24 protein-coding genes, 1 tRNA gene and 1 pseudogene are annotated in these 22,224 nt (G+C 67.6%); 7 read left to right on the plus strand and 19 right to left on the minus strand.

Annotated elements, in window-relative coordinates; all coding sequences use genetic code 11:
- The 7 genes and pseudogenes from A3CE_RS58685 to A3CE_RS0120480 all read right to left on the minus strand — a co-directional run.
- Window positions 1-219, minus strand: a pseudogene (locus A3CE_RS58685) (alpha/beta fold hydrolase); the annotation flags it as partial.
- Between the two features lie 171 nt (window positions 220-390).
- Window positions 391-1,254, minus strand: a complete 864-nt coding sequence (locus A3CE_RS56625; protein ID WP_125592362.1) for a hypothetical protein — start codon at window positions 1,252-1,254, stop codon at window positions 391-393.
- The gene (locus A3CE_RS56630) at window positions 1,233-1,490 is read right to left on the minus strand and encodes a hypothetical protein (RefSeq protein WP_125592360.1); all 258 of its coding nucleotides are present in this window, start codon (window positions 1,488-1,490) and stop codon (window positions 1,233-1,235) included. The genes A3CE_RS56625 and A3CE_RS56630 overlap by 22 nt, the downstream gene beginning before the upstream one ends.
- Before the next feature lie 118 nt (window positions 1,491-1,608).
- The gene (locus A3CE_RS56635) at window positions 1,609-2,301 is read right to left on the minus strand and encodes a hypothetical protein (protein WP_125592358.1); all 693 of its coding nucleotides are present in this window, start codon (window positions 2,299-2,301) and stop codon (window positions 1,609-1,611) included.
- A gap of 54 nt (window positions 2,302-2,355) precedes the next feature.
- The gene (locus A3CE_RS0120470; protein ID WP_020641979.1) at window positions 2,356-2,763 is read right to left on the minus strand and encodes an NUDIX hydrolase; all 408 of its coding nucleotides are present in this window, start codon (window positions 2,761-2,763) and stop codon (window positions 2,356-2,358) included.
- Between the two features lie 130 nt (window positions 2,764-2,893).
- Window positions 2,894-3,418 (minus strand): NUDIX hydrolase, encoded by a 525-nt coding sequence (locus A3CE_RS51435; RefSeq protein WP_211231857.1) that lies wholly within the window; start codon window positions 3,416-3,418, stop codon window positions 2,894-2,896.
- Window positions 3,419-3,552: 134 nt separating this feature from the next.
- Window positions 3,553-3,981: a hypothetical protein gene (locus A3CE_RS0120480; RefSeq protein ID WP_043790957.1), complete on the minus strand. Its 429-nt coding sequence runs from the start codon at window positions 3,979-3,981 to the stop codon at window positions 3,553-3,555.
- Window positions 3,982-4,144: 163 nt separating this feature from the next.
- Between A3CE_RS0120480 and A3CE_RS0120485 the strand changes: the two genes are divergently transcribed.
- The 5 genes from A3CE_RS0120485 (at window position 4,145) to A3CE_RS0120505 (ending at window position 8,101) form a co-directional block, all read left to right on the plus strand.
- Complete coding sequence (locus tag A3CE_RS0120485; RefSeq protein ID WP_020641981.1) at window positions 4,145-4,417, plus strand: helix-turn-helix domain-containing protein; 273 nt, start codon at window positions 4,145-4,147, stop codon at window positions 4,415-4,417.
- Window positions 4,418-4,609: 192 nt separating this feature from the next.
- Window positions 4,610-4,756 carry a hypothetical protein gene (locus A3CE_RS59615; RefSeq protein WP_342668286.1) on the plus strand — a complete coding sequence of 49 codons (147 nt, stop codon included), beginning with the start codon at window positions 4,610-4,612 and terminating at the stop codon, window positions 4,754-4,756.
- Window positions 4,753-5,085, plus strand: coding sequence for a hypothetical protein (locus A3CE_RS0120495; protein ID WP_020641983.1), 333 nt, complete (start codon window positions 4,753-4,755; stop codon window positions 5,083-5,085). Before A3CE_RS59615 ends, A3CE_RS0120495 begins: the two co-directional genes overlap by 4 nt.
- Window positions 5,082-5,915: a hypothetical protein gene (locus A3CE_RS0120500; RefSeq protein WP_051183776.1), complete on the plus strand. Its 834-nt coding sequence runs from the start codon at window positions 5,082-5,084 to the stop codon at window positions 5,913-5,915. Before A3CE_RS0120495 ends, A3CE_RS0120500 begins: the two co-directional genes overlap by 4 nt.
- Window positions 5,912-8,101, plus strand: a complete 2,190-nt coding sequence (locus A3CE_RS0120505) for an FtsK/SpoIIIE domain-containing protein (protein ID WP_020641984.1) — start codon at window positions 5,912-5,914, stop codon at window positions 8,099-8,101. The genes A3CE_RS0120500 and A3CE_RS0120505 overlap by 4 nt, the downstream gene beginning before the upstream one ends.
- A 176-nt stretch (window positions 8,102-8,277) precedes the next feature.
- On the opposite strand, the gene A3CE_RS51445 is transcribed toward A3CE_RS0120505, so the two are convergent.
- The 3 genes from A3CE_RS51445 to A3CE_RS0120520 all read right to left on the minus strand — a co-directional run bounded on the left by A3CE_RS51445 (window position 8,278) and on the right by A3CE_RS0120520 (window position 9,910).
- On the minus strand, window positions 8,278-8,664 hold the full coding sequence (locus A3CE_RS51445) for a transcriptional regulator (RefSeq protein WP_020641985.1): 387 nt from the start codon (window positions 8,662-8,664) through the stop codon (window positions 8,278-8,280).
- An 89-nt stretch (window positions 8,665-8,753) separates the two neighbouring features.
- Window positions 8,754-9,530 carry a S1 family peptidase gene (locus A3CE_RS0120515; protein WP_245589562.1) on the minus strand — a complete coding sequence of 259 codons (777 nt, stop codon included), beginning with the start codon at window positions 9,528-9,530 and terminating at the stop codon, window positions 8,754-8,756.
- 119 nt (window positions 9,531-9,649) lie between these two features.
- Complete coding sequence (locus A3CE_RS0120520; protein WP_026468686.1) at window positions 9,650-9,910, minus strand: hypothetical protein; 261 nt, start codon at window positions 9,908-9,910, stop codon at window positions 9,650-9,652.
- Window positions 9,911-10,465: 555 nt separating this feature from the next.
- On the opposite strand from A3CE_RS0120520, the gene A3CE_RS53575 reads away from it, so the two are divergent.
- Window positions 10,466-11,182 (plus strand): NUDIX hydrolase, encoded by a 717-nt coding sequence (locus A3CE_RS53575; RefSeq protein ID WP_020641988.1) that lies wholly within the window; start codon window positions 10,466-10,468, stop codon window positions 11,180-11,182.
- Between the two features lie 429 nt (window positions 11,183-11,611).
- Here the strand turns inward: A3CE_RS53575 and A3CE_RS58690 are convergent, their stop codons facing one another.
- Window positions 11,612-13,183 carry a tyrosine-type recombinase/integrase gene (locus A3CE_RS58690; protein ID WP_125592354.1) on the minus strand — a complete coding sequence of 524 codons (1,572 nt, stop codon included), beginning with the start codon at window positions 13,181-13,183 and terminating at the stop codon, window positions 11,612-11,614.
- A 92-nt stretch (window positions 13,184-13,275) separates the two neighbouring features.
- A tRNA-Thr gene (locus tag A3CE_RS0120535) sits at window positions 13,276-13,352 on the minus strand.
- 133 nt (window positions 13,353-13,485) lie between these two features.
- Between A3CE_RS0120535 and A3CE_RS0120540 the strand changes: the two genes are divergently transcribed.
- On the plus strand, window positions 13,486-15,150 hold the full coding sequence (locus A3CE_RS0120540; RefSeq protein WP_051183777.1) for a hypothetical protein: 1,665 nt from the start codon (window positions 13,486-13,488) through the stop codon (window positions 15,148-15,150).
- A gap of 52 nt (window positions 15,151-15,202) precedes the next feature.
- Here the strand turns inward: A3CE_RS0120540 and A3CE_RS0120545 are convergent, their stop codons facing one another.
- From A3CE_RS0120545 to A3CE_RS0120575, 7 genes are all read right to left on the minus strand, one after another.
- Window positions 15,203-16,408 (minus strand): DNA polymerase III subunit delta', encoded by a 1,206-nt coding sequence (locus A3CE_RS0120545; RefSeq protein ID WP_020641991.1) that lies wholly within the window; start codon window positions 16,406-16,408, stop codon window positions 15,203-15,205.
- Entirely contained in the window at window positions 16,405-18,534 is a 2,130-nt protein-coding gene (locus tag A3CE_RS0120550) for a bifunctional MFS transporter/dTMP kinase (protein WP_020641992.1), read from the minus strand. The genes A3CE_RS0120545 and A3CE_RS0120550 overlap by 4 nt, the downstream gene beginning before the upstream one ends.
- A gap of 161 nt (window positions 18,535-18,695) precedes the next feature.
- Window positions 18,696-19,319: a hypothetical protein gene (locus A3CE_RS0120555; RefSeq protein WP_245589563.1), complete on the minus strand. Its 624-nt coding sequence runs from the start codon at window positions 19,317-19,319 to the stop codon at window positions 18,696-18,698.
- A gap of 245 nt (window positions 19,320-19,564) precedes the next feature.
- Window positions 19,565-20,356 carry a hypothetical protein gene (locus A3CE_RS0120560; RefSeq protein WP_020641994.1) on the minus strand — a complete coding sequence of 264 codons (792 nt, stop codon included), beginning with the start codon at window positions 20,354-20,356 and terminating at the stop codon, window positions 19,565-19,567.
- Window positions 20,349-20,633 (minus strand): hypothetical protein, encoded by a 285-nt coding sequence (locus A3CE_RS54015; RefSeq protein ID WP_020641995.1) that lies wholly within the window; start codon window positions 20,631-20,633, stop codon window positions 20,349-20,351. The genes A3CE_RS0120560 and A3CE_RS54015 overlap by 8 nt, the downstream gene beginning before the upstream one ends.
- Window positions 20,626-21,423, minus strand: coding sequence for a hypothetical protein (locus A3CE_RS0120570; protein WP_020641996.1), 798 nt, complete (start codon window positions 21,421-21,423; stop codon window positions 20,626-20,628). Before A3CE_RS0120570 ends, A3CE_RS54015 begins: the two co-directional genes overlap by 8 nt.
- An 86-nt stretch (window positions 21,424-21,509) precedes the next feature.
- Window positions 21,510-22,118 carry a hypothetical protein gene (locus A3CE_RS0120575; RefSeq protein WP_245589564.1) on the minus strand — a complete coding sequence of 203 codons (609 nt, stop codon included), beginning with the start codon at window positions 22,116-22,118 and terminating at the stop codon, window positions 21,510-21,512.
- Between the last annotated feature and the right edge of the window lie 106 nt (window positions 22,119-22,224).

Consider the following 22,224-nt stretch of genomic DNA (forward strand, 5'->3'; position numbering starts at 1 on the left):
GGTGCCCCAGTCGCTGCCCTGGGCGCCGAACCGCCGGTAGCCGAGCCGGGCCATCAGCTCGCACCACGCGTCGGATATCCGCTCGATCCCCCACCCCGGCGCAGCCGGCTTGTCGCTGAAGCCGTAACCGGGAAGCGATGGGCAGACCCCTAGAACCGGCCGCTTAGTGCGCAGATTTTCGCCGTTCACACGACGAAACCGCAGCTCAACAGCCAGCACCCTACCCAAGATCAGCGATCTTGAGCCAAGTCAGGGCTAAGCGCACTGCCAGCACGATCCGTGCAGCAATGACAGCGCAGCCGTGCCGACCACCGCCCATAAAACAGCCAGCGCGCACCAACCTTCACTGCTCGCATCTGATTGATCCTCACTCGGCTCGCCTCAACAAGCTTATGATCTCTTTTGAAGCTTCATGACAACCGAATTTGCTGATCCGCGTGATGTCGTGAAAGAATTCAACGCGGCCTTGAGTACCGGAGCCAAGACTCCAGCGCCAAGCTTCGATATCGAGGCCTGAGGAGGCAGTAGCCATACAGCTGCCGCAAGGCCAATATCGAGCTTGCTCGGTCGGACCGCATTTATCTTTCCTCGCAGGCTCGCGGTTTTTTCGATAGAAGATTCAATCTTCAATACATGTTGAGCGAGGCGCTCATCCATGATGCTCTCATATTCTTGCATTTCGTTCGCTGGTATCGGATACCCCCCATCAGCAAGTTCGCGGACACCGTCACGCCAATCATTGAATGAATCTTCCGAAGCTCTAATGCTGCAGATAGTCTCAAACGTAGCCTCATCGAATACCGGAACGAGTACTCGTTTCAAACTGCCGACGGCGAGACTGTCACGGATCTGCCTATTTAGTTTTCCGGCATCGGTCACGCGTTGCCGTAGCAACATAAGATCGGAATCTGCGGTAGGCAAGAACCGCGATTCAGTTGCGCCCGCAACCGCCAGCACGCTATTAAAGTAGATCATTGGACTTTCAATCACCGAGCGCGCGTGATCCTGTGGCACAACTCCGCCACCGGGCATGACACTTAATCCGCGTATGTTGTCGGATTGAGCCGGAGGAATCTCAAAATCGGACGTTAGTACTTGCAGCAGATCTAGATTCACCACATCTCGCCTCATCTGCGCACGCAGAGATTCCTGCTTAGACTTCCATATACGCAAATGTGGAACAGGAATTACCCAGCCCTGCCGAATGGCTGGCGCCAAAACATGAAGGCGAATTAGCGCTTCCCTGATCTGCACCCGGTTCTCATCTTCGGAGGAATGCTGAAATCCTGCCCCATAAGTGCTCTCCGCCGAAAGCACCTAAGAAGCTCTGGCTTAGCGACAGAGGGCTGATAACCGGCATAGAAATCATCTACATCTACAGCAAGAGCATCAAGCTCGTCCGCCGTGAGCCTACTGACGCTTTCAGGAGTCCAAGAAGCCCCGAAGAAGGCATCCAGGAGGTCAATGATCGTTCTGAACTTGTCGCTCATCCATCAAAGTGTAGAGGCAGGAGCACTCAAGACCATGGAGCGACTCGTGCCTTCCTAGACCCACATCTTGACGAGTGCAGCAAAGGAGGTCACCGCAGCTAATCCTGCGAACGCCTTCTCAGCGATCTGAACCGAACCATGATTTTAGGAACAGTTCCCGCGCAGACACGATCGTGACGTCGTGACCCCAACCCTTGGGATAGAAGTCGCGTCTGCGCGTAAGCCTCCCAATCGGACGCGCCAATCCCTGGCTAGGATTTAGGCGCCATCGACGACCTGAGTTATCTATAGCAAGCACCCACAAGGTTCGACACTTAACGCCGCCAAAAAAAGAAAGTTGCAATGCATCGACGGGGACCATATTTCGAACACTCAATACAACGGGAATATCCAAAGTTTCACCCGGCGGAACTACGAAGTCACCAGGAAAGAGCTTGGCGGGATTAAGGCCAGGTTCAGGCGTCCATACCCCCGGCCCTTCGAACTCTTCATATTCGGTCGGCGGAGTCCACTGAGTTCGATCTGCAACACTCCATTCGGTACTCACTTCGTAAGCCAGTTTTGCAACCTCGATCGGAGTCTCGCTCGCGTTTCTAACATGTGCGACCACTCGAACGTCCTCAACGGGGTCAACGCGCCACGGTGCAACCGGCTTATACTCGGACGTAAACCAGATTCCCAACTGGTCGACATGTCGCCGATCGGAATTCTTTCTATCGCGCAAGAATATGCGAAAGGCAAGAATGAGCGATAACGCACCCGCCCAGGCGGGAACGTTACCCCAATTTAACCGCGACAGAAATTCGATCACGGGACCGTCTCATCTTCCAGAAGTAAGACTCGCCAAGAAAACAATCCTTGCAAGTCAGCTTGACAAGGATTCGTTCAAATACTCTTGCACTGGGCCATAAAAAGGATATGGAACGTAGTCTGCAATCTGCCCCAGACTAGACCAAGCGAATTCGACAAGCTCTTCGTCGTCCACCACCGAAGCGGAGCCGTCGACAACCTGGCACGCCACGTAGATCATCGTTCGCCCCGTGTTCGGGTGGACGCGCTCGCCGAGCACCTTCACGTCGGCCACCGTCAGCCCGGTCTCCTCCTGCGTCTCACGGACCGCCGCCTGGCTACCAGTCTCACCGGGCTCGACCTCGCCGGCCGGGAACTGCCACGACAGGCTGCCCTCCTTAACGCGGCGCTTGACGAGCAAGACCTTGCCGTCCTGCACGATGACGGCGGCCGCGATCGGCGGCCGCACTTCGTCCGAAGTCACTCCGAGACCTCCAAGGCTTCCAATATCGGCGGAAAAATCTGCTGAGCTGGGATGAATCGCGTCAATTTCGACTTCTCGATCCAAACCACGCTAACATTCTCGACAACGTCCATGTTCTGCGCCTCCCCTGTCAGGTACTCGCATAGAACGTAGTCGCAGAAAACATGAGTACCGGATGCAGTCGACTGCCGAGCGTGCGCTTGACCGCACAGTGAACGCCCGTCTCACCGAGGGTCTCCCGCACAGCCACGGTCTCAGGCGCAACCCCGGGCTTCACCATGCCGGCCGGGAACTGCCACGAGATCCCTGCCCCGTCCTCCCCGCGTCGGCATACAACAAGGACGTCATCGTCGTTGACAACGACAGCTACCGCGACGCGAAGGGCCTGCGCACCCTCCGAGCCCGTGACGGCCGGGCTGTCCACCGGCTCGACATACCGCGCGAAGCGCGCCTTGACCAGTTCTGATGCTCGGCTTAGCGCGGTATCGAGAGCGTCCTGTATCTCCGCGCGCGGCGTGACGCCCGGCTTCGAATGCCAGGCCGCAACCGTGCGCACAGCGACGCCGAGATGTTCAGCGAACGCGTCATTGCTCATGCGGAACGCCGCCTGGAGCGCGCACGCGGTTTGCCCCGTCCAGTTGTTCACGAACTCCACGGGCGGTACCCCCAGAACTCGCAAAGTGCACCGTTGATGCACTGCTTGTGCACTGCTCCTGCAGTGGTTATGCATCGTTTGAGGCGCGCATTCGGCGTTGACTGTGATGCATGGAAAACAGTCATCCGATCCCCTCAGCGGCGACGTATTTCGCGGTCGTTGGAAACGTGCTTGAGCACCGTTTCGACACTAGCGTTGATTTCGTCGAGCCGTTCGTTCAGCTCGCTCATCCCGCGAAGCCGATCGGTGATCTCACGCAACTGATGCTCGATCACCGCCAGTCGGCCCGAGATGTCGTCATCACCCCGGAGCACGGGTTCGCCCAGCTCAGGCGGCCGTCGGCCAGCCAAAACCGCAGCGAGATGCCCGGCATGCAGGTCAAGCGCGAGGGACAGCGCCTCAAGCGTGCGGTCACTTCGACGTCGTTGCGCCGTGTTGTGCTGGATTTCGCGAACCGTGGCCTTGGAGACCTGCGAGCGCGCAATGAGCTCGCGCTGGCTGAGACCGAGCTCGGCCATGCGCTGATTGATCGCTCTTGCGACTGCCGCCCAGTCTTCCGACACGTATCCCTCCGCGCTCCGCCTCGACGCCGAGACTAGCGCGGCTCGCGATTCCGGGGCCCACTCTCCGCGCCAGCGTGGACACATTCGGCCCTTTTGCGCCATCGCGGGATTAAATCATCCCGTTTTCATGGATTAAATTAGTCTTCGATCAAAGGGTTTACTCATGGATACCAACCAGAACGTCGGACCGACGTTCTACACAGTCAGGAAAGTGGCGCGCATCCTGCGCGTCAACCCGGTGACGCTGTATCGCGCCATCCGGGACGACGCCTTCCCCGCAGTCCGCATCCGCACTCGCTATGTCATCCCCGCCGCCGCCCTGAACGAGCTGATTGCCGAGGTCACGGCGTCGGGCGGCTGCATCGACCTCGCCGAGGTGATCGCCAAGCGCCGGATGGAGCGCGAAGCCAACCGGGCGGGAGGTGCGTCGTGGTGAGCCGGGACAACTTCAAGGAGATTGCTGCCTACCTGGATCGGTATGCCGTCGTGCCTGACAACGTGCTCGCCGAGGTGGTGACACGGGACGGCCTGTTTCTGGGCGTTCGATCGCTCGGAGATGCCCGAGCTGTCCGGAGAGGACGAGCCGGACCGGGAGTTGGCCGCTCGGTTGTGCGCCGGTTGCCCGGTCATGAGCGAGTGCCTGGAACTCGAACTGCGGTCGGCCGGCGCCGACACCGTCGGGGTCTGGGGCGCGCTGCCCGAGTCTGACCGGCGGGCCGTCTATCAGGCCTGGCGGGAACGCCGGGCCGGTCGTGGACGGGGTGAGCGGCGATGACGGTCAACCTGACGCCGACTCAGATCCTCGCCGGGATCGGGGTCCTGCTCGCCTTGTTCGTGGTGTGGCGGTTCGGTGCGCGCAAGGCGCGCCGAGCGGCCGACGCGGCTCGTGCGTCCGCACGGGTCGTGTCGCTGGCCGGACGCGTCCTGTTCATGGGTGCCGCGTTCACGGGCGTTCAGTGGCTGGTGATCACACACCCTGGCAATCCGACGCTGCTGCTTGTGGTGCTCGGCGTGCCGGATCTGATCGCCGCCTACGTGCTCACGCGGGCTCTGACGGTCACGTCGATGGACACCGCCAAGCGTCACGGCGGTGGTCGGCGATGACGGAACCGAGGAAGGAACTCCGAGGGTTGGAAGGGGTGGCCGCCTCCGGGCGGCCACCCGCCCGGACCAGGGCACAGCGGCTGGCTGCTGACGCCGCCGACGCGGCGGAGGTCCGGCACTGGCAAGACCACCCTGACGTGATCGCTCTGCGGGTCGAGCGCGTCCGGTCCCAGGTGGACCGGCTGTGCTGGGCCGGGATCGTGCTGGGGTTGGCGTTCACGATGGCCAACGTGCAGTGGTTCGCCGCTGCCGGTTCGGTCCCGTGGTCGCTGCCGTGGCTGGCCGCGTGGCTGCTCGACCCCACGGTGTCGCTGGTGCTGCTGGCGATCCTGCGGGCCGAGCAGGTCACCGCGCGGTACCAGGTGCACACGGGCCGGTGGGTTCGCGCGGCGAAATGGCTCGCACTCGGAGCCACGTACGTCATGAACACCTGGGCGTCGTTCGCGGCCGGTTCGCTGTCCGGCGTGGTGCTCCACTCCGTAACGCCGCTGATCGTGTTCGCTGCCGCCGAGGCGATCACGGATCTCCGAGACAAGCTCACCGAGGCCGTGAACGTGGCGTTCATGGATGCGGTCGACCACGCGGAGCCTGTCAGTCGTCCGGCCGTTCACCAATCCACGGAGCGCAAGCCCCGCCGAACGGCAGCAGCGCGGCGCAAGTTGTTCGCCGATTACCTCGCCGACGCACGCGACGCCTGGTCGGCCGGCGTGGTCGTCACCCCGGCGTGGATTCGCGAGGTCACCGGCTGCTCGCGCGGCCTGTCGCCTCGGCTCGCCGCCGCGCTCACGGCGGAACTCGACACCACCGAACCCGGAAAGGAGCAGTCATGAACGCCGATGAGAACGCCTCCGTGAACGGCGCCACGCTCCCCGCTCGGGCCGATTCCCGCGCGGTCGAGCACGTCGGGCCCGTGCTCGACGGCGAGTTGATCGATGACACGTTGCCGCAGCCGCGCCGCCGGACCGTCCGGCGTCGGTTCGTGCGGTGGTGGCTGCACTCACCTCGGGTGCCGTTGTGGCTGAAGAGCAAGCCACAGGCAGTGCAAGCCACGAAGGACACGGCGGTGGCGGTACTGCGGTCGCCGTGGCGATACCTCGGCGCCGTAGTGCGCGGTGTCGTGGTCGGTGTCCGGTGGTGGCGAGGCTGGGTCCGTGTCGCGGACTACCGGACAGCGGCGGAGGAGTCGGAGAAGCTGGCCGACAAGTTCACCGAAATCCGCGAGCTGACGCTGTTCCGGTGGAAGGTCACCGGCGCCGTGCTCGCCGTCGTCGCGCTTGCCGTCGCCGTGGTGGATCTGGTGTACGGCTCCAATCCGCTGTGGATCGCCGGTGCTGTCTTGTCGGTGGCGCTGGCGATCCTCGGTCGGCGGAAGGATGGCAGCCCCGGCCGGAAACCGGCGTTGGCCGGCCCTCGGACGCTGACGTGGACGATGGACCCGCAGGTCCTGGTGGACGCGTTCCGCGACGCGAAGCTGATCGGCAAGGACGAGTCCTTGCGGCTGGTCGAACGTGCCATGCGGGTCGGGGACGGGTGGGCGGTCACGGTCGACCTCCCGGCCACCCGCAAGGCCGCCGACGTGGTGAAGAACCGGGACGCACTCGCGTCGGCGCTCGCAGTCGACGAGGTTCAGCTCATCGTGGAGCGAGTCCGGGGCAACGGCGGGCACGCGGGGCGAGTGTCGATGTGGGTGGCCGACGAGGACCCCTACGCGTCGCCGCCGCTGCGGACGCCCCTGCTCGGCGTGTCCCGATGGGACGCGTGGCGGCCGGTGCCGTTCGGACGGGACGCCCGGGACCGGCGGATCGACCTGCCATTGGTGTGGACGTCGCTGCTGGTTGGGGCGATCCCCCGGCAGAGCAAGACGTTCGCCGCGAGGCTCGCGGCGGCCGGCCTGATCCTGGACGCCTGGGTCCGGCTGTACGTGGCGGACTTCAAGGCCGGGAAGGACTGGGACGCCGCCGCTCAGGTGGCGCACCGGTTCATGTCCGGCGACGAACCGGAACACGTCCTGACCCTGGTGGACTGGCTCGTCGAGCTGGTCGGCGAGGTCCAGGGCCGGTTCCGACGCATGCGCGACCTCGACGACCTGACCTGTCCCGAGTCGAAGGTCACCCCGGACATGTCCCGGGACGCGAGCCTGAACATGCCGATTACTGCGGTGTTCATCGATGAGGTACAGGTTCCGTTGGAGGACCGGACACCCGTGACGGTACAAGGGAAGAAGCTCACCGCGGGCGAGTACGTCGGCGAGTTGCTGACGTGGCTGGCGAAGAAGGGACCAGCGGCCGGCATCGTGCTCGTGCTCGCCACGCAGCGGCCGGACTCGAAGACGATCCCGTCCGGGCTGCGGGCCGTGCTCGGGTCGCGGTTCGCGCTGCGGGTGATGGACTGGCGCGACTCGAACATCGTGCTCGGCGAGCAGATGAACACGCGCGGGTTCGACTCGTCCCGGCTGCTGCCCTCTCACAAGGGCGTCGGCATCCTGCGGCCGGACGGCGACACCGCCGCCGGGGCCGACGTCCTCGCGATGACGGTCCGGACCTACTACATGCCGAACGAGGACTGGCAGACGATCTGCCAGCAGGGCCGGGCGCTGCGAGAAGCGGCAGGGACGCTATCCGGCCATGCTGCCGGAGAGGACGCCCGGCCCGCGCTCGACCATGCGGCCGTGGCGCGCGCCATCGGGTCGGGCAGGCCGGAACCGCCGCCCGTGTCGGCTGAACGGGTCGAGTTGCCCGAACCGCTCGCGGCTGTCGTCGAGTACCTCGGTGACGACCTCGACGACGGCCGGGACTTCGTACCGACGGCAGAACTGGTCGAAGCACTCGACGTCGAGCCGACCGCGTTCGGGCGGCAGATGGGCGACCACGGATGCCGCTCGGAACGCTTCCGCGTGCCCGCCGGGGACGGCCGGACGAGGCAAGTACGCGGCTATGCGACGGCCGACATCCGGGCCGCCGTCGACGCCGTGGTGACGGGCATGCTCGATCCCGGGGACGGGGAGGACGACCCGTAACCCGTCACAACCCGTCTCAGGTACCCGTCACGCCGTCTCAGGCGGTGTGACGGGTACAAACCACGTTCGACCAGGCGATACGCAGTCCGTGACGGGTAAGACAGGTTCGCCGGAACCCGTCTCACCCGTCCCAAATGGGCCGTCAGGAGTCGCTTCGGCGACGTGTCGACGTGGCGTCACGCCTCACTCTCGACCGGTGGGCCGTCGGATGCTGCGGCCCCGGTCTCGACCAGTTCGGCCGCGCGGGAAACCACGGCTTGCAGGGCTTCGAGATGGTTCACAAGCCGCTCGCAGCCCTCGGGCGTGAGCCGGACCCACGTTCGCCGCGCCTTGCTCCGCTGGGTCTGAACGATCCCCTCCCGCCGCAGCTTGCCGAGCTGAGTGGACAGCGCGGCCGGGGTGACGCCGAGCGCTTCGCAGATGAAGCCGAACTCGCACCAGCGCATCTCGGCGAGCAGGGTCACGACGAACAGCCGCGCGGGCGCCAGCAGCACCGGGTCAAGATCACGGCTGAGGCTGCGGACAGCGACCGGTCGTCCCTCGCGGTGCGCTTCGGCGATCACTCGTCGTTCCTTCGTCAGTTGCTTGTCGTGTCGTGAAATGGCGTCAGGTCCCCGGCGGGCAGCCGGGGACCTGACGGTCAGTCGTGGGACTACGCGGCAGCGGCCGGGACTCCTCGGGCCGTGTCGTACAGCCAGGTCCGGAAGTCCGGCGCGCTGGTGTAGACGGTCGGCTTCACACCCGGGTACTGGGCAGCTGCGCGGCCGCACGTGCCGACCAGTTGCGGCACACCGCGCACCAGCGCCACGGCAGGGCCGCCGGAGTCCCCGCCGCCGGGACCGTCCGTGCCGTGCGGGTTGTCGGTGCAAATCTCGCCCGCCGACTGTCCCGCGTCGGCGCACCGGTCCGGCGCCAGCACCGTCGTGCGCAACTGCTGAAGTTGCACCGGGCGATGGCTCGTATCTCCGTCCGGCTGGTCCGCGCCCCAGCCGTACAGCGTCACCCGATCACCGGGCCGGGCCGTGTGCCCGGCGAGCTGGATCGGCTGCACGTTCACCGGGTGGTCCAGCTTGAGCAGGGCGATATCGTCGACCGGCTGGGCGGGCGCCCCGGCCGACCACTGCCAGCCGGGGTGAACCTTGATCTCGACGACCTTGGCCGTCTCCCCGCCCTGAGTACGGTCCTTCGAGCCCACGCGCACGGAGAAGGTCCGTGCTGACATGGGGATGCTCCCGGTGTTGCCGGGCATGTCGGTGACGCAGTGGGCGTTGGTCACCACCCAGCTACGGAACAGCAGCGCGCCGCCGCACCAGGGAGCGGCGAAGCGGCCGTAGGCGGGGGCGTCGTACACCATCGACGCCGTCCAACTGGTGTCGCCTGTGGCCTGCTGCCCGCCGACGAGATCAGGCTGGACAGCGGCTGTACCCACGCTGGCACCGAGCAGACCGGGAAGCCCCAGCACAGCGACCGCGCACGCAATAACGGTTGTTCTCAACACGCCTCTTTCCTTTGTCTACCAACAAACTCCGAGCAGACTGCTCGAAGGGTTCAGGGCTGGCCCTGCGGCTCCTGACGACCAGCGGGCAACTCCGGATCGGGTGTCGGTGTCCGGCGCAAGCAGGACACGCACGGCATCCCCTGTATCAGGTCGAGGTGCTCAAGCTCGCCGGGACCGAACGCCGATCCACACAGCGCTGTGAGCCGCTCCGGGACCACATCGCCGGTCGGCAGCTCGAACACGTGCACCACTCGACGCGTCTCGCCGACCGTGCCCGGCAACGGACGCCCGAACACCAGCCGAACCGTCACCGCGCACCCCGCAGCGCGTGACGCCCGGCGGGAACGGATGCGATCGGGGCGCTACCCGCCCCCGCCGGAACCGGGGTCCGGCCGACGACGGCCGGAGTGCACGAGCGTCGGAACAGCCGACGCCAGACACCACGCTTCGGATGCCGACGCGGCGCTATCCGCTCGGACACATCTCGAAGGGTGGCCAGAGCGGCTAGAAAGGCGTGGCATCGTGCGCACGGGGTACCGGGAGGCACGAGGAGCGAGGCGACGTCGACGACGTGCCCGCAGACTGCCTCATAACGGCCGTCCTGCGCTTGCGTTCCGGCTAGGAACTGTTCATCGGTCACTGCGTGATCGCGACCGTCGACAACGCATCGATGCCAGCTCAAGTACAACCCGGCGACCTTCCCCGGCCTTTCGTAGCTCACCCGCACGCCTTCCAAGCTGGGTCGAAATTGACCTCCATGACAGAATGAAATGAGTCTCAGGTCAGCGCGGGCGGAGAACCAGGACTCGCAGACGACCTGTGGGCGCCATAAGCACGACTCGGGCGGCGACAAGGGAGAAGGACGAATGCGAGACGCGGACAGGGACGAGTCGGCACCCCGCACGTTGCTCGAACAACTGATCTGGGAGCGTCGCCAGACCTTCGAAGAGTTCGCCGAGTCTGCCGAGGAGTTCGCCAGGGAGCACGGCGAGCCGGGCACACTCAGCGTCCGACACCTTCAGCGGCTCGTGGCAGGCTCCCACCCAGACGGAAAGCCGCTCGGCCCGGTCCGGCCGGCGACGGCACGGCTTCTCGAACGGATCTTCGACATAAGCATCGATGAGCTCCTTGCGCCGCTCGACAGGCTGGCCGGAACGACGTTTCAACCACTGCGCGTCGCCGTTGCCATCGTGGTTCGCGGCTCCGATGTCCTGATCGTTTGCCGTCGCGCGGAGGACGCGAACGGCCTCTCATGGCAGTTTCCGGCCGGGGTGATCAAGCCGGGCGCACGTCCGGCTGTCATCGCAGTACGTGAGACGCTGGCCGAAACGGACGTCCATTGCGTGATCACGCGCAAGCTCGGCACTCGGCTGCACCCGACGACCGGCGTGCTGTGCGAGTACGTCCTGTGCGACTACGTGGCCGGTGAGGCACGCAACGTCGACGTCGTCGAGAACGTCGCGGCAATCTGGGTTGATCGTGCCGATCTCACCCGGTTCATTCCCGATGGTCAGGTCTACGGCCCGGTGCTACGGGCGCTCGATGCAGCGACGGATGCAACTCAACGCGCGGGCTCGTCATGATTGCCGACACGCGGGGATGGCAGCTTGGGCGACGCGGAGTCAGCGCAGGGAGGATCAGAAATTTCGACCTCCACGCCACGTAACGGCCGAATGCGGACGATGACATTCCTGCCATGGCGACGTAAGCTCTGCCGCAAGATCATCCGGGTCTGGCAGTACCTCCAGGCAAGTACCACGCAGACCAGGACTATCAGTGCCCAAGGCCCGAGAGCACGGGCCAACTCCCCCCACGGCAGCAGCTCAGGGATCGGTTCCTGAGCTGACAGAACAGCAGTAAACGCGATTCGTTCCACGTTGATGAAAGACGCAGCCTCGGTCTCCCTTACGCAACTTTTCGACACTTCTGCTTTGCCAGCACTCTCGGTGCGCTAGTCACCCAATCGGGGGCAAAGCTCAGTCAAGTCGACCACCCGTTAGAGCTTCACACGGCTACTTATCGCGAGGCGAATGCAACCCGACGACCTTCGCCGGTTCGGCATTGACAGCGGCGGCGGGGTCGACAACCACAGCGCGCTTGCCCCGGCTCACGCTCACCAGCCCAGCCGTCCTGAGTTGCGCTATGGCGCGCTGAGCCGTCCCGAATGACACCTTGTACCGCTTCGCCAAGTCGACGACGGTAGGGAGTTGCTGGCCGGGCGCGAGCACGCCGGACACGATCGCTCCCTGAAGATCCTGCGCAATACGTCGGTAAGGGCTCTCGTCCTCGGGCGCGACAACCGGCGTGACCGGCGCGAGCTTGCCTTCCGCACTGAGCGCGATGGGCAGGTCAGGCAGCCGTCCTGCGAGCGTGCCAGACGCGCGGTCATCGGCCTCGGCGACCCAGGCGCTGTAGACCTTCAAGGTCGTCGAACCGCCGCCACCGTGGCCGAGGCGTCCGGCGACCGTCCGGATGTCCGTGCCGGCCGCGATCAGCTCGGTTGCCGAGTAGTGCCGGAGCTGGTGGATGTTCATGTCCCAACCCAGACGGGCGCACATCCGGGCGTAGCGCTGGCTGACCGAATCCGGCTTCAGCCATTCGCTGCCGTCCGGCTTCAGCGAGAAGATCCGGGCCTCGGGCTTCAACGTCTTCAGCCCAGCGCGTTCTGCGCAGTGTTCGCGGTACGAGCGCAGCAGAGCCACGGTGCGCTCGTCGAGGGAGATGCGGCGCTGCTGGTGCGTCTTCGTCGGCTTCTCCCACGTCTTGCCACCCGACTGGGCAATGCTGCTCCGGATCGTCAGGACGCGGGTCGAGAAGTCCAGCCGGTCCCACGCGAGAGCGCACAACTCGCCTCGGCGTGCGCCCGTGATGAATGCGAGCCAGACGAGCATCCCCCAGTCGAGATCTCGCCATGCCTCGGTAGCGATGCGAGCGGCCTGCTCCACCGTCGGCGGCTTCGGTTCGGGCCGAGCCACCGGAAGCGGCTCGGCGAGGTCGAACGGGTTGACACCGATCCAGCCCCAGCGAACCGCGCGCTTGCCAGCGCCGGACAGGATCGCCTGAATCTTGCGGGTCGAGCTGTCGGCGAGCGGCTTGCACTTGTGCGGGCCGCAGCGGTCGTCGCACTCGTGCGGCCGATCTGTGCGGTGCTCGACGAAGCCACGACCCCGGCAGTGAGCGCGGCACGTCCCGAGCTGCTTGTAGAACGAATCCAGGATCTCGCCGTCGAGCTTGCCGAGCGCCGTCTCTCCGAGCAGGGGTTGGATGTGGTTCCGGACCAGAGATTCATAGCCCGTCCGGGTGGTTTCTTCGATCTTCACCAACTCGAAGTACCGGTCAAGCAGCTGCGTCACGGTCGCGCGGGTCCGTGAGCTGCGCTTTTCGTCCACCTGGTTGAGGAACTTGGTCCGGAGCTTGTCCGCCTCGGCTGCCGCCTTGGGACCAGCGGGCACCACCTCGTCCAGGTAGTACCGCTTCTTGGTCACGGGGTCGATGCCCGCGTAGACCTTCACCCTGAGTGACCCGCTGGGGAGCTTCACGATCTCGCCGCGAGTGCGCTTCCGAGGGCCGTTTGCGCTGGTCATGTAGCCAGCGTAAACCCGGGTTGGCTACACAGATGGCTACACAGAAAGCAACCAGGGACCCTCCGGAATCCGGAAAGTCCCTGGTCAAGTGGTGGAGCCGCCTAGGGGAATCGAACCCCTGACCTATTCATTACGAGTGAATCGCTCTGGCCGACTGAGCTAAGGCGGCATGTCTCCGGCTCGCGCTGGCGACGACCACAAGTGTAGCGGAGGCTGTGCGCGTCACTTTCCGGGGGGACCGTCGTTAGGGCCCTATGACGTCGGTCTCACTCCCCGGTCGACCTACCTGGAGGCTCTGGCACATGCGGCGACGACTGCCCCGTTCGGTGGCCCTGCCCGCGGCCGCGGTGTTGCTCCTGTTCAGCGCCGCGCCCGCGCAGGCCGATCCCGTCTATCCGACGACGCCGATCCCGCAGCCCGCCAATCCGGGGCAGGCGCCCATTTCGGCGCCGATCGGGCCGCAGCCGCTCGGGCAGGCCGTCGGCGATGCCGGGACCGCGCTCGGGATCATCCGGTTGCTGCCGAACGCCGTGCCGACGAGCACCATCCTGCCGGGGTTCGGGCAGACGCTGCCGAAGCAGTCCGCGCTCGAGGCGGGCATGGGCCTGTCGAGCGCGTCGGCGAACTCCGACGCCTACCTGAGCTACGAGAAGGCCATCGCGCAGGCGTCGCCGTTCGGGTTGTCGGTGGGCGGGAACGCGCCGCAGACTCCGGGCAGTGTCGTGCAGACCGCGTTGCCGGACAACCCGCAGCCGATCAGCGGGGGGCTCAACGCGCCGTCGAACCCGCTGCTCAACGTGGGGCTGCTCAACGGGAGCGCGCACGCGCGGTGGAGCCCGACGCTCGGCCCGTGTGTCGACACCATCGCCGACGCCGGCACGTCGGTGGCGAGCCTGTCGCTGCTCAACGTCATCCCGTCGATGCCGGAGCTCGGCCTCGACGCCCTCAAGCCGAAGCTCGACCCGAGCGCGCTGGCGAACGGGTTCGACCTCACCAAGGGCCTGCAGAGCCTCGGTGGCCTCCTGCAGGGCGGCGGCCAGACCGCGGCGAACGGCACCGGTTCGCTGCTGAGCCTGCCGAACACACTGTCGTCGCGTTCGCAGGTCAAGCTGGTCGACCTGCCCGGCTCGAAGAACAAGGCAGTGCAGGCGACGTCGACGCTGCAGGCGGCGGACATCGAGATTCTCAAGGGCACGCCGCTGGCGCTGAGCGTCAAGGTGGCCAGCCAGCCGACGCTCAAGGTGACCTCCACCGGCGACGCGAAGACGTCCAAAGTGGAGTACACCGCGCCGGTGCTGACGATCGCGGCCGGCGGCAAGGTGCTCTACACGCTGGATGCCGCGCACCCGGCCAAGGACATCCCGATCGGGCTACCGCTGAAGGGGCTGAGCGACCAGTTCGGGCAGCTCAGCGACATCCCGGTGGTCGGCGGGCTGGTCTCGACGCTCACCAAGGGCGTCCAGCAGGTCGGCGACACCGCGGGCACCGTTCTCGACCTAGGCGTGCTGCGGTTGAGCATCGCCGGGCTCGACCAGAAGTCCGCGAACATGACCACGCCGTTCAAGGGCTTCCAGCTCGGCGCTTCGGCGCGGATGTTCGACCTGCAGCTGCTGCCGACGACCAAGCTCAAGAGCCTGCTGCCGGACGACCAGGCGAAGAACCTGCCGTCGTCGCTGGCCCAGCTGTCGCTCGGCGAGCAGGTCGCGCGGGCCTACGCACCGACCGGCGGTGTCATCTGCGGGACCACGGCGACGCCGCCCGCCGGCGGCGAGGCACCGAAGGGGCCGGTGAAGAACCTCGCCTACACCGGCGGCGCCTACGACACCGTGCCGCTGTTCTGGACCGGCACCGCGATGCTGCTGCTCGGCGTGGTCATGGTGGCCGCGATGCCGGGCGGACGGCGTCGCCCGCTCGCCGTCGCCGTCGAAGAGAAGCCGTTCAAGCCGTCACCCCGTCCGCGCGACTGATCCGAGGGGTGTGAAGGAACCCGTCAGGTGCTCCTGGCGGGTTCCTTTGCGTTCAGCCCTGGCGAAGCGTCGTGACCATCGCCTCGACAGCGATACGCGGCTTCACGTTCAGGTCGATCGCCTCGCGGCATTCCAGCACCGCTTCGAGCCGGCGAAGTGTCGACTCCGGCGTCCACGACGAAGCCGCTTCGCGGATCTGGTCGGCGTGGTCCGGGTGGTTGAGCGACGCGCCCGAGCGGGTTCCCGTCACCAGGACGTCGCGGTAGAACCCGGCGAGGTCGACCAGCGCGAGGTCGAGCGTGTCGCGCTGGGTCCGGGTGGCGCGGGACTTCTGCTTCTTCTCCAGCTGCTTGACGGCGGCTTCGGCGGCCCGCTTCGCGCCGGCGACGCCCTTGCCGACGCCGTCGCCGCCCATCGCGGTGCGCAGTTCGTTGCGCTCGTCCTCGTCGCGGCCCTTGCTCGCCTCGCCCGCGTCAGCCTCGGCCGCGCTGATCAGCTGGTCGGCGCACGTGAAGACGTCGCTGGGACGGCGCAGGCCGAGCGGGATCCGCAGCACGGTGGCCCGGCGCTGCCGCGCGGCCTCGTCCGTGGCGAGCCGGCGCGCGCGGCCGACGTGGCCGCCGCACACCGAAGCGGCCCACTGCGCGCGTTCCGGGTCGACGCCGTCCCGGCGCACCAGGACGTCCGCGATCGCTTCCGGCGGCGGCGTCCGCAGCGTCACCAGGCGGCAGCGCGAACGGATCGTCACCGAGACGTCCTCGGGGTGGTCGGACGGCGCGCAGAGCAGGAACACCGTGCGGTCCGGCGGCTCCTCGACGGCCTTCAGCAAGGCGTTCGACGCGCCTTCGGTGAGCCGGTCGGCGTCCTCGATGATCACGACCTGCCAGCTGCCGGTGGTCGGGCGGCGCGCGGCGGCCTGCACCAGCGCCCGCATCTCCGCGACCGAGATCGACAGGCCTTCGGGGACCACGAGCCGGACGTCGGCGTGGGTGCCCGCCATCGTCGTGTGGCAGCCGGGACAGGCGTCGCAGCCGGTGCCGGTGCTGCACTGCAGGGCCGCGGCGAACGTCCGCGCGGCCACCGAACGGCCGGAGCCGGGCGGGCCGGTGAGCAGCCAGGCGTGCGTCATCGCGCCGGGCGGCGCGGGCTCGCCGGCGACGATCTTGGCGGCCGCCGACGCGGCCGCGCTCAGCGTTTCGACCGCGGGCTCCTGGCCGACCAGCTGGTTCCAGACGCCGATGCGTTCGGTCGTCGTCACTTCGCCTCCACGCGAGGCTCTTCCGGGGTCTCGACGGGCAGGGTCGTGTCGATGTCGACGTCGAGCGGCAGGGTGACCGGCTTTTCCGTCGTCGGCGCCAGCGCGGCCAGGCGGCCGACGAACACGGCGCGCAGCGCGGTCCGGATGCGCTCGGCGACCTCGGCGTCGGTGCCGTCGGCGTCGATCACGACGTAACGGTCGGGATCGGCCGCGGCCATCTCGGTGAGCAGGTGCTGGACGCGCCACTGGTCGTTCAGCGTGGCCGACTTGTCCCGCGGCGCCCCGTGCGGGGCGGAGTCCAGCAGGACGGTCAGGTCCGGGCGAAGCCGCCCGGTCGCCCAGTCGGCGAGGCCTTCGAGCTCGTCGCTATCGAGCCCGGCGACGGCGGACAGGTGCGCCAGCGGCGAGTCGACGAACCGCTCCATCACGACCACCGAACCGGCGTCGAGGGCCGGCTGGACGTGCCGCTCCACGATGTCGGCCCGCACCGCGGCGGCCGCCAGCGCCTGGGCGCGTGCCCCGGTGAGCGAGGCGCCGGAGACCAGCGCGGTGAGCCGCCGGTCGTCGAGCGCCGGGTCGGCGGCCACGACGACCGGCCGGGTGCCGCCGCGCATCCAGCCGGCGAGGTTGACGGCCTGGATGGCGGTGTTGATGGCGGTCGTGCCCTCGACGGCGATGAGGAAGCCGTTGACGCGCCGCGGCGTGCGGCGCAGCGCGTTGCGCAGGTCGGAAAGGATCGGCTCGGTGCGCTTGTCGTCCATCTGCCGGTAGGCGAAGAGGCCGGCGACCAGCGCGATGGCGGCGCCGCCGAGCATCACCGGGCGGGTGCCGTCGATGGTGACCTGGCCGCCCCAGAGGGTGACCTTCTGCTGCTGGATCAGGCCGATCAGCAGCGGCACGGTGACGGTGGTGCCGAACAGCACCAGCTTCATCATCAGCTGGTAGATCGCGTTGATCCGGCCGCGGATGGCGTCCTCGACGCGGGAGCCGATGATCGTGACGCCGGTGAGGAACGCGGTGCCGGCCCAGATGCCGACGAAGAACACGCCGATCAGCGAGATGGTCAGGTGCGGCGACAACGCCACCACCAGCAGCGAAAGCGCGGCGGCGATGATGGACAGGCCGAACAGCCGGTCGTGCGCGAGCCGCCGGGCGATCTTCGGCGCGGTGGCCATGCCGGTGGCCAGGCCGAGGAAGACGGCCAGCACCAGCAGGTTGAACGCCGAGTCACCGGCCAGCAGGCTGGAGGAGTACGGCTTGGCAGAGCCGATCACGGCCCCGCCGGCGGCGAACGCGCCGAACGCGCCGACCAGCAGGCCGCGCACGAGCGGTGTGCTGCGGATGAACCGGAAGCCGTCGGCGATCATCTGGCCGACGCCGAACTTCTCCTCGTCGGCCGGCTTGACCTTCTGCTCCGGCAGCTCGTGGACGTTGCGCAGCGAAAGCTCGGGGATCCGGGTGGCGATGAGGATCGCGCTGGCCAGGTAGAGCAGGCCGGTGATGATGACGACCAGCTTCGCGATGCTCAAGCTCGCGTTGTCGTTGGGGAAGAAGTGGAACGTCGTGTTGATGCCGGTGATGATCGCGTTCGCGCCGGCCGCGGTGATGACGGCGAGGCCGTAGGTCATCACCATGCCGAGCTGGTTGGCCGTCTCGACCTGGTCGGGCCGGCGAAGCAGGTTCGGGACCGCAGCCTCTTTCGAGGGGATCCACATGCTCGCCGCGCTGCCGACGAGGAAGTTGCCGGCGAGCAGCCACCACGGCGCGCTGACGATCGCGATCGACAGCAGGAACCCGCACCGCAGCAGGTCGGCGACGATCATCACCTTGCGGCGGTCGAAGCGGTCCGCGAGCAGCCCGCCGATCGGAGCGAACAGCAGCCCCGGTGCCAAGCCGGTCAGCACCACGCCGACGAACGCGAAGTTCTGCGCGAAGTAGTTGTTCGTGAGCTTCGTGGCCAGGCCGGTGAGGGCCAGGATGTTCAGCCAGTCGGCCACGCTGCACAGGTACGTGACACCCCAGAGGCGCCGGAAAGGTTTGATCGCCAGTACCCGCCGGACCCGGTTGATCGTGGACGCCTCGGCGCCCGACGACGTACCCGGGCCGGCCCCGGATACCGATCGCACGCCCTGGCTGATACGCCCACCCCATTAGTCACCGCGGCGTCGGACGCCCTCCGTCTTCTTCAATGGAGGTCGTCCGACCGTGAAACCAGGGTAGCCCGATCGGCCTCTGGCGCGCGGCACGGCCCCGTGGTGCGGGGCAGGCGGTGAACAGCGGACGGACGCTAGTCGAACAGCCCCGTCACGCTGCTGACCAGGCTGGACACCATCTCGATGGCGACGAAACCGAACACGATCAGCAGCACCACCGCGAGCATGACACCAGCAGCGCTCGACGACGGCCGGTTGAACGCCGGCATCGACATCGAGGGCACCTTCGGCAGCTTCCGCCGCCGGATCGGCACGACTTCCACGTCGTCGGCGTCCTCCTCGGACGGCACCTCCGGCCGGACGGGCCGCAGCAGCTGCGGCGGCCGGGTCGGCCACGTGCGCTGCCGGTTCCGCTGCCGGGGCAGCACCCCCAGTGGTGGGGCGACGGTCTCGCCCACCGACGTCAGGGTGCCCGCCGGCGGAATGGCTTCGGGGGCCCTGAACCCGGTTTCCCGCTCGTCGCGAAGCGTCTCTTCGACCATCCGGCGCACGACCTCTTCGTCGGGCTTCACGGGTCCGGCCACCGGGATGGCGGCGGGCTCGCGACCGTTCGGGACCTCGACGCCCGGCTCGGGCGCCGCGGTGACCAGCCCGGAGACCGGATCCGCGAACGTCTCGGCAGGTGCCGCGGACAGAGTGCCGTCGCGCTGAGTGAGCTCGGGGGCATTGAAGAAGGGAGCCTCACCGTTCGCGCTCATGGTGACCACCTCACTACTGAATGTCCTCGCCTTTCCAGGGTAGCGACGATGGCGGATAACGCATCCGCCCAATGGCTCTGTCTCCAGTGGAGAGTCGGTCACGCAGCGCAAGCCCGTGCCCGAACCTCTGCAGTGTCCAGTCCTGGCGTGGTCTGGTCGACCGCCAATGGTGACAGATTGTAGTGAGCCCGATCACACGGCTGCGAGCCACGGCTTCTCCGGCCGCACCCGCCGGGACGCTTTTCTCAGGACGTCTCCTCCTGTCCGAGGTCGATCATCTTCCGGCACCAGTCGCGGAGCATGCCGCGGCTGAAGGGACTCAGGACCAGCTGACGCCGGCCGTCGCCACGGTCGAGCGCCGCCAGGGCGAAGCGACCCAGGTCCGTGTCGACCAGTACGAAGCCGTGGTCGGGGAACTCCGCGCACAGGCCGCCGAACGCCAGCATGTCCAGCACCGCTGTGCCCGAACGCGGCCGGGCCAGCAGTTCCCGCATCGCGCCCACGTCGTCGTCCTGGCCGTCGTGGACCAGTCCGTCGTCGTCCACCGACACCCAGATCGCCCGGGGCGAGGCGCCGTAGGGGACCTCCGGCAGCTCCGCCACCAGCATTTCCGGCAGCTCCTCGAAGTCGGCGAGGTGGATCGCCGTGCGGTCGGGCAGCGAGCCCATCATGAAGGCCCGCTCGCCGTCGGCGTAGCACCGGATGTCCGCCGTCTCCGGTCCTCCGTCGAACACGCCGCACAGCGCCGCCCGGACCGAACCGCGCAGCATCAGCGACACCACCTCGAAGCCGACCTCGTTGAGCTCGCCGGCCTCGCCGAACGGCGTGCCGTCGATCCAAGCGGCCCACGACATGTGCCGCTCGACCTCGGCGACCAGGTCCGCCGGGTCGTCGGAGACCGGGCCGTGCACCAGGATCTCGTGGTCGCTCACGTCCGGGTTGTACAGCCGGTCGACCGGCTCGCGATCCGGCATCGCCGCCAGCACCGGCCAGGCCGCCAGCTCCAGCAGCTCCCGGGCCGCAGTCCGTTCAGCCATGACTGCGCACCACCTCCTCCGCCAGTCCGGTCCGTTCGGCCGCCGCGCGGCCGTGGTCATCGCGGCAGACCGGCTCGGCCCCTGGCGCCGGCCCACCCTCGGCCGGACCGGACCGAGCGGCCGCGCCATCCGTGGCCCGCTGGTCCGGCACGCCGCTGTTCAGCTCCGCCGCCTCGAGGATGGCTTCCCCCACCGTGAGACCCATCGGCGCCGGAGCAACCTCCGGTGCCGGACCGCCGGCCGCCGGGGCCGGATGGTGCCCGTCGTACTCACGCATGGTTCTGCACCGCCTCGACGATCCACTGCTCCGCCGTGCTCCGCGACGCCGGACCCCAGGTGACCGTCCAGCGCCCGTTCCGGGCCACGGCGGCGCTGAACTGGTACCGGCCGAGGTCGTTGTCGACCAGCCCGAACGCGCCGTGCGGGTACTCGGCCAGGATCGCGTCGCGCACTGCCAGGTCGACGAGCACCGTGCCCAGCCGGGGCCGCGCCGCGCACGCCCGGATCAGCTCCACCGCCCGCTCGCACCGGCGTGGGATCAGCCCGCGCTCGTCGGTCTCGATGCGCAGGTGCTCTCCCGGCCCCGGCGGCCGGTCGGGCAGCCCGTCGAACACCCAGCCCGGCAGCTCGCTGAGGAACCCGGACCGCAGCCGCGCGCGGTTGCCCAGCTTGTGCAGGACCGTGGTGTAGTCCTCGTCGCCGAAGAACCGCACCTCCCACGGCTTGGCACGGGCCGGGAAGACCCCGGTGACCACGCCGCGGATGAAGCCACCGCGCAGCGCCCGGTACAGCCCGACGGCCTCGGCCGTGACCTCGCCGCCGGGCGCGAGGCCGATGGCGGCCATCCCGGCGACGAACCGGATGTACTGCTCGACCTCGTCGGCCAGGCTCCGCTCGGCCGGCGGCGAAGAGCGGCGGCCCGGCAGCGGCGAGGTGTCCGCCAGCACCGGCGGGATTTCGAACTCGGGGTCGTAGAACTCCATCACGGAGGGCCGCTCCGGCACCTCGGCCGACAGCGGGGCGATGACCTCGTCGATGACGTCGAAGACGGCGACTGCGTTGCTCACCCCTCGATTGAACACCCTGGCACCGACAATTTCTCGCACATTTGTTCGAGTGGGTGACATCGTTCGTCGAGCGGTCGGCGGGCGGCTCAGCCATGGTCCGGCACCCGCCCCTCGACGAAGTCCGCCAGCCGTTCCACGCTGCCGGGCAGCCACCAGAACCGGCGGTGGCCGCCCCGGCGTCTGCCGAGTGCCGCCAGGTGACGGCCGCGGTCGTCGTCGACGAACGCCAGCATCTCCCACGGCCGCCGCTCGCCGTCGCGGACGAGGTCCAGCTGGACGGTGCCGAGCCGGGTCCGCCGCAGGTCGTCCATCAGGTCGAGGACGAGACACTCCTGCTCGGGTTCCAGCACCCCGCGCTCGTCGGCGTCGAGGTACAGCCCCTCGCCCGGCGCCGGCGGGAGCGGAGGCAGCCGGGTGAACGCCAGCCGGAGCAGCTCGGCGACCGAGCCCGGCGAAGGCCCGGACAGGCGCAGGCCGTCCCCGGCGATGCCGAATCTCGTCCGATCGTCGAAGAACGCCGAGGTCCACGGCTCGTCGGACATCGCGACGGCCACGCCGCAGACGCCGCCGCTCCCGAGGAAGCCGGGGAGCGATTCCATCAGGTCCGTGGCGGTGGAACTGCCGGCGGCCGCCGGCCGGACCGGCTTGAGGATCTTCGTGGTCACCGCGTGCACGGTGCGTGGTGTTTTGGTCACGCGTTCATGGAACCCGGCACCACCGACAATTTCCCGAACATCCGTTCGAGGTGTCACCTGAAGGTGTGACGTCGAAGGCCTCCCCGCCAGCAGGCGGGGAGGCCTT

The organism is Amycolatopsis balhimycina FH 1894, from assembly GCF_000384295.1.
Classification (GTDB): domain Bacteria; phylum Actinomycetota; class Actinomycetes; order Mycobacteriales; family Pseudonocardiaceae; genus Amycolatopsis; species Amycolatopsis balhimycina.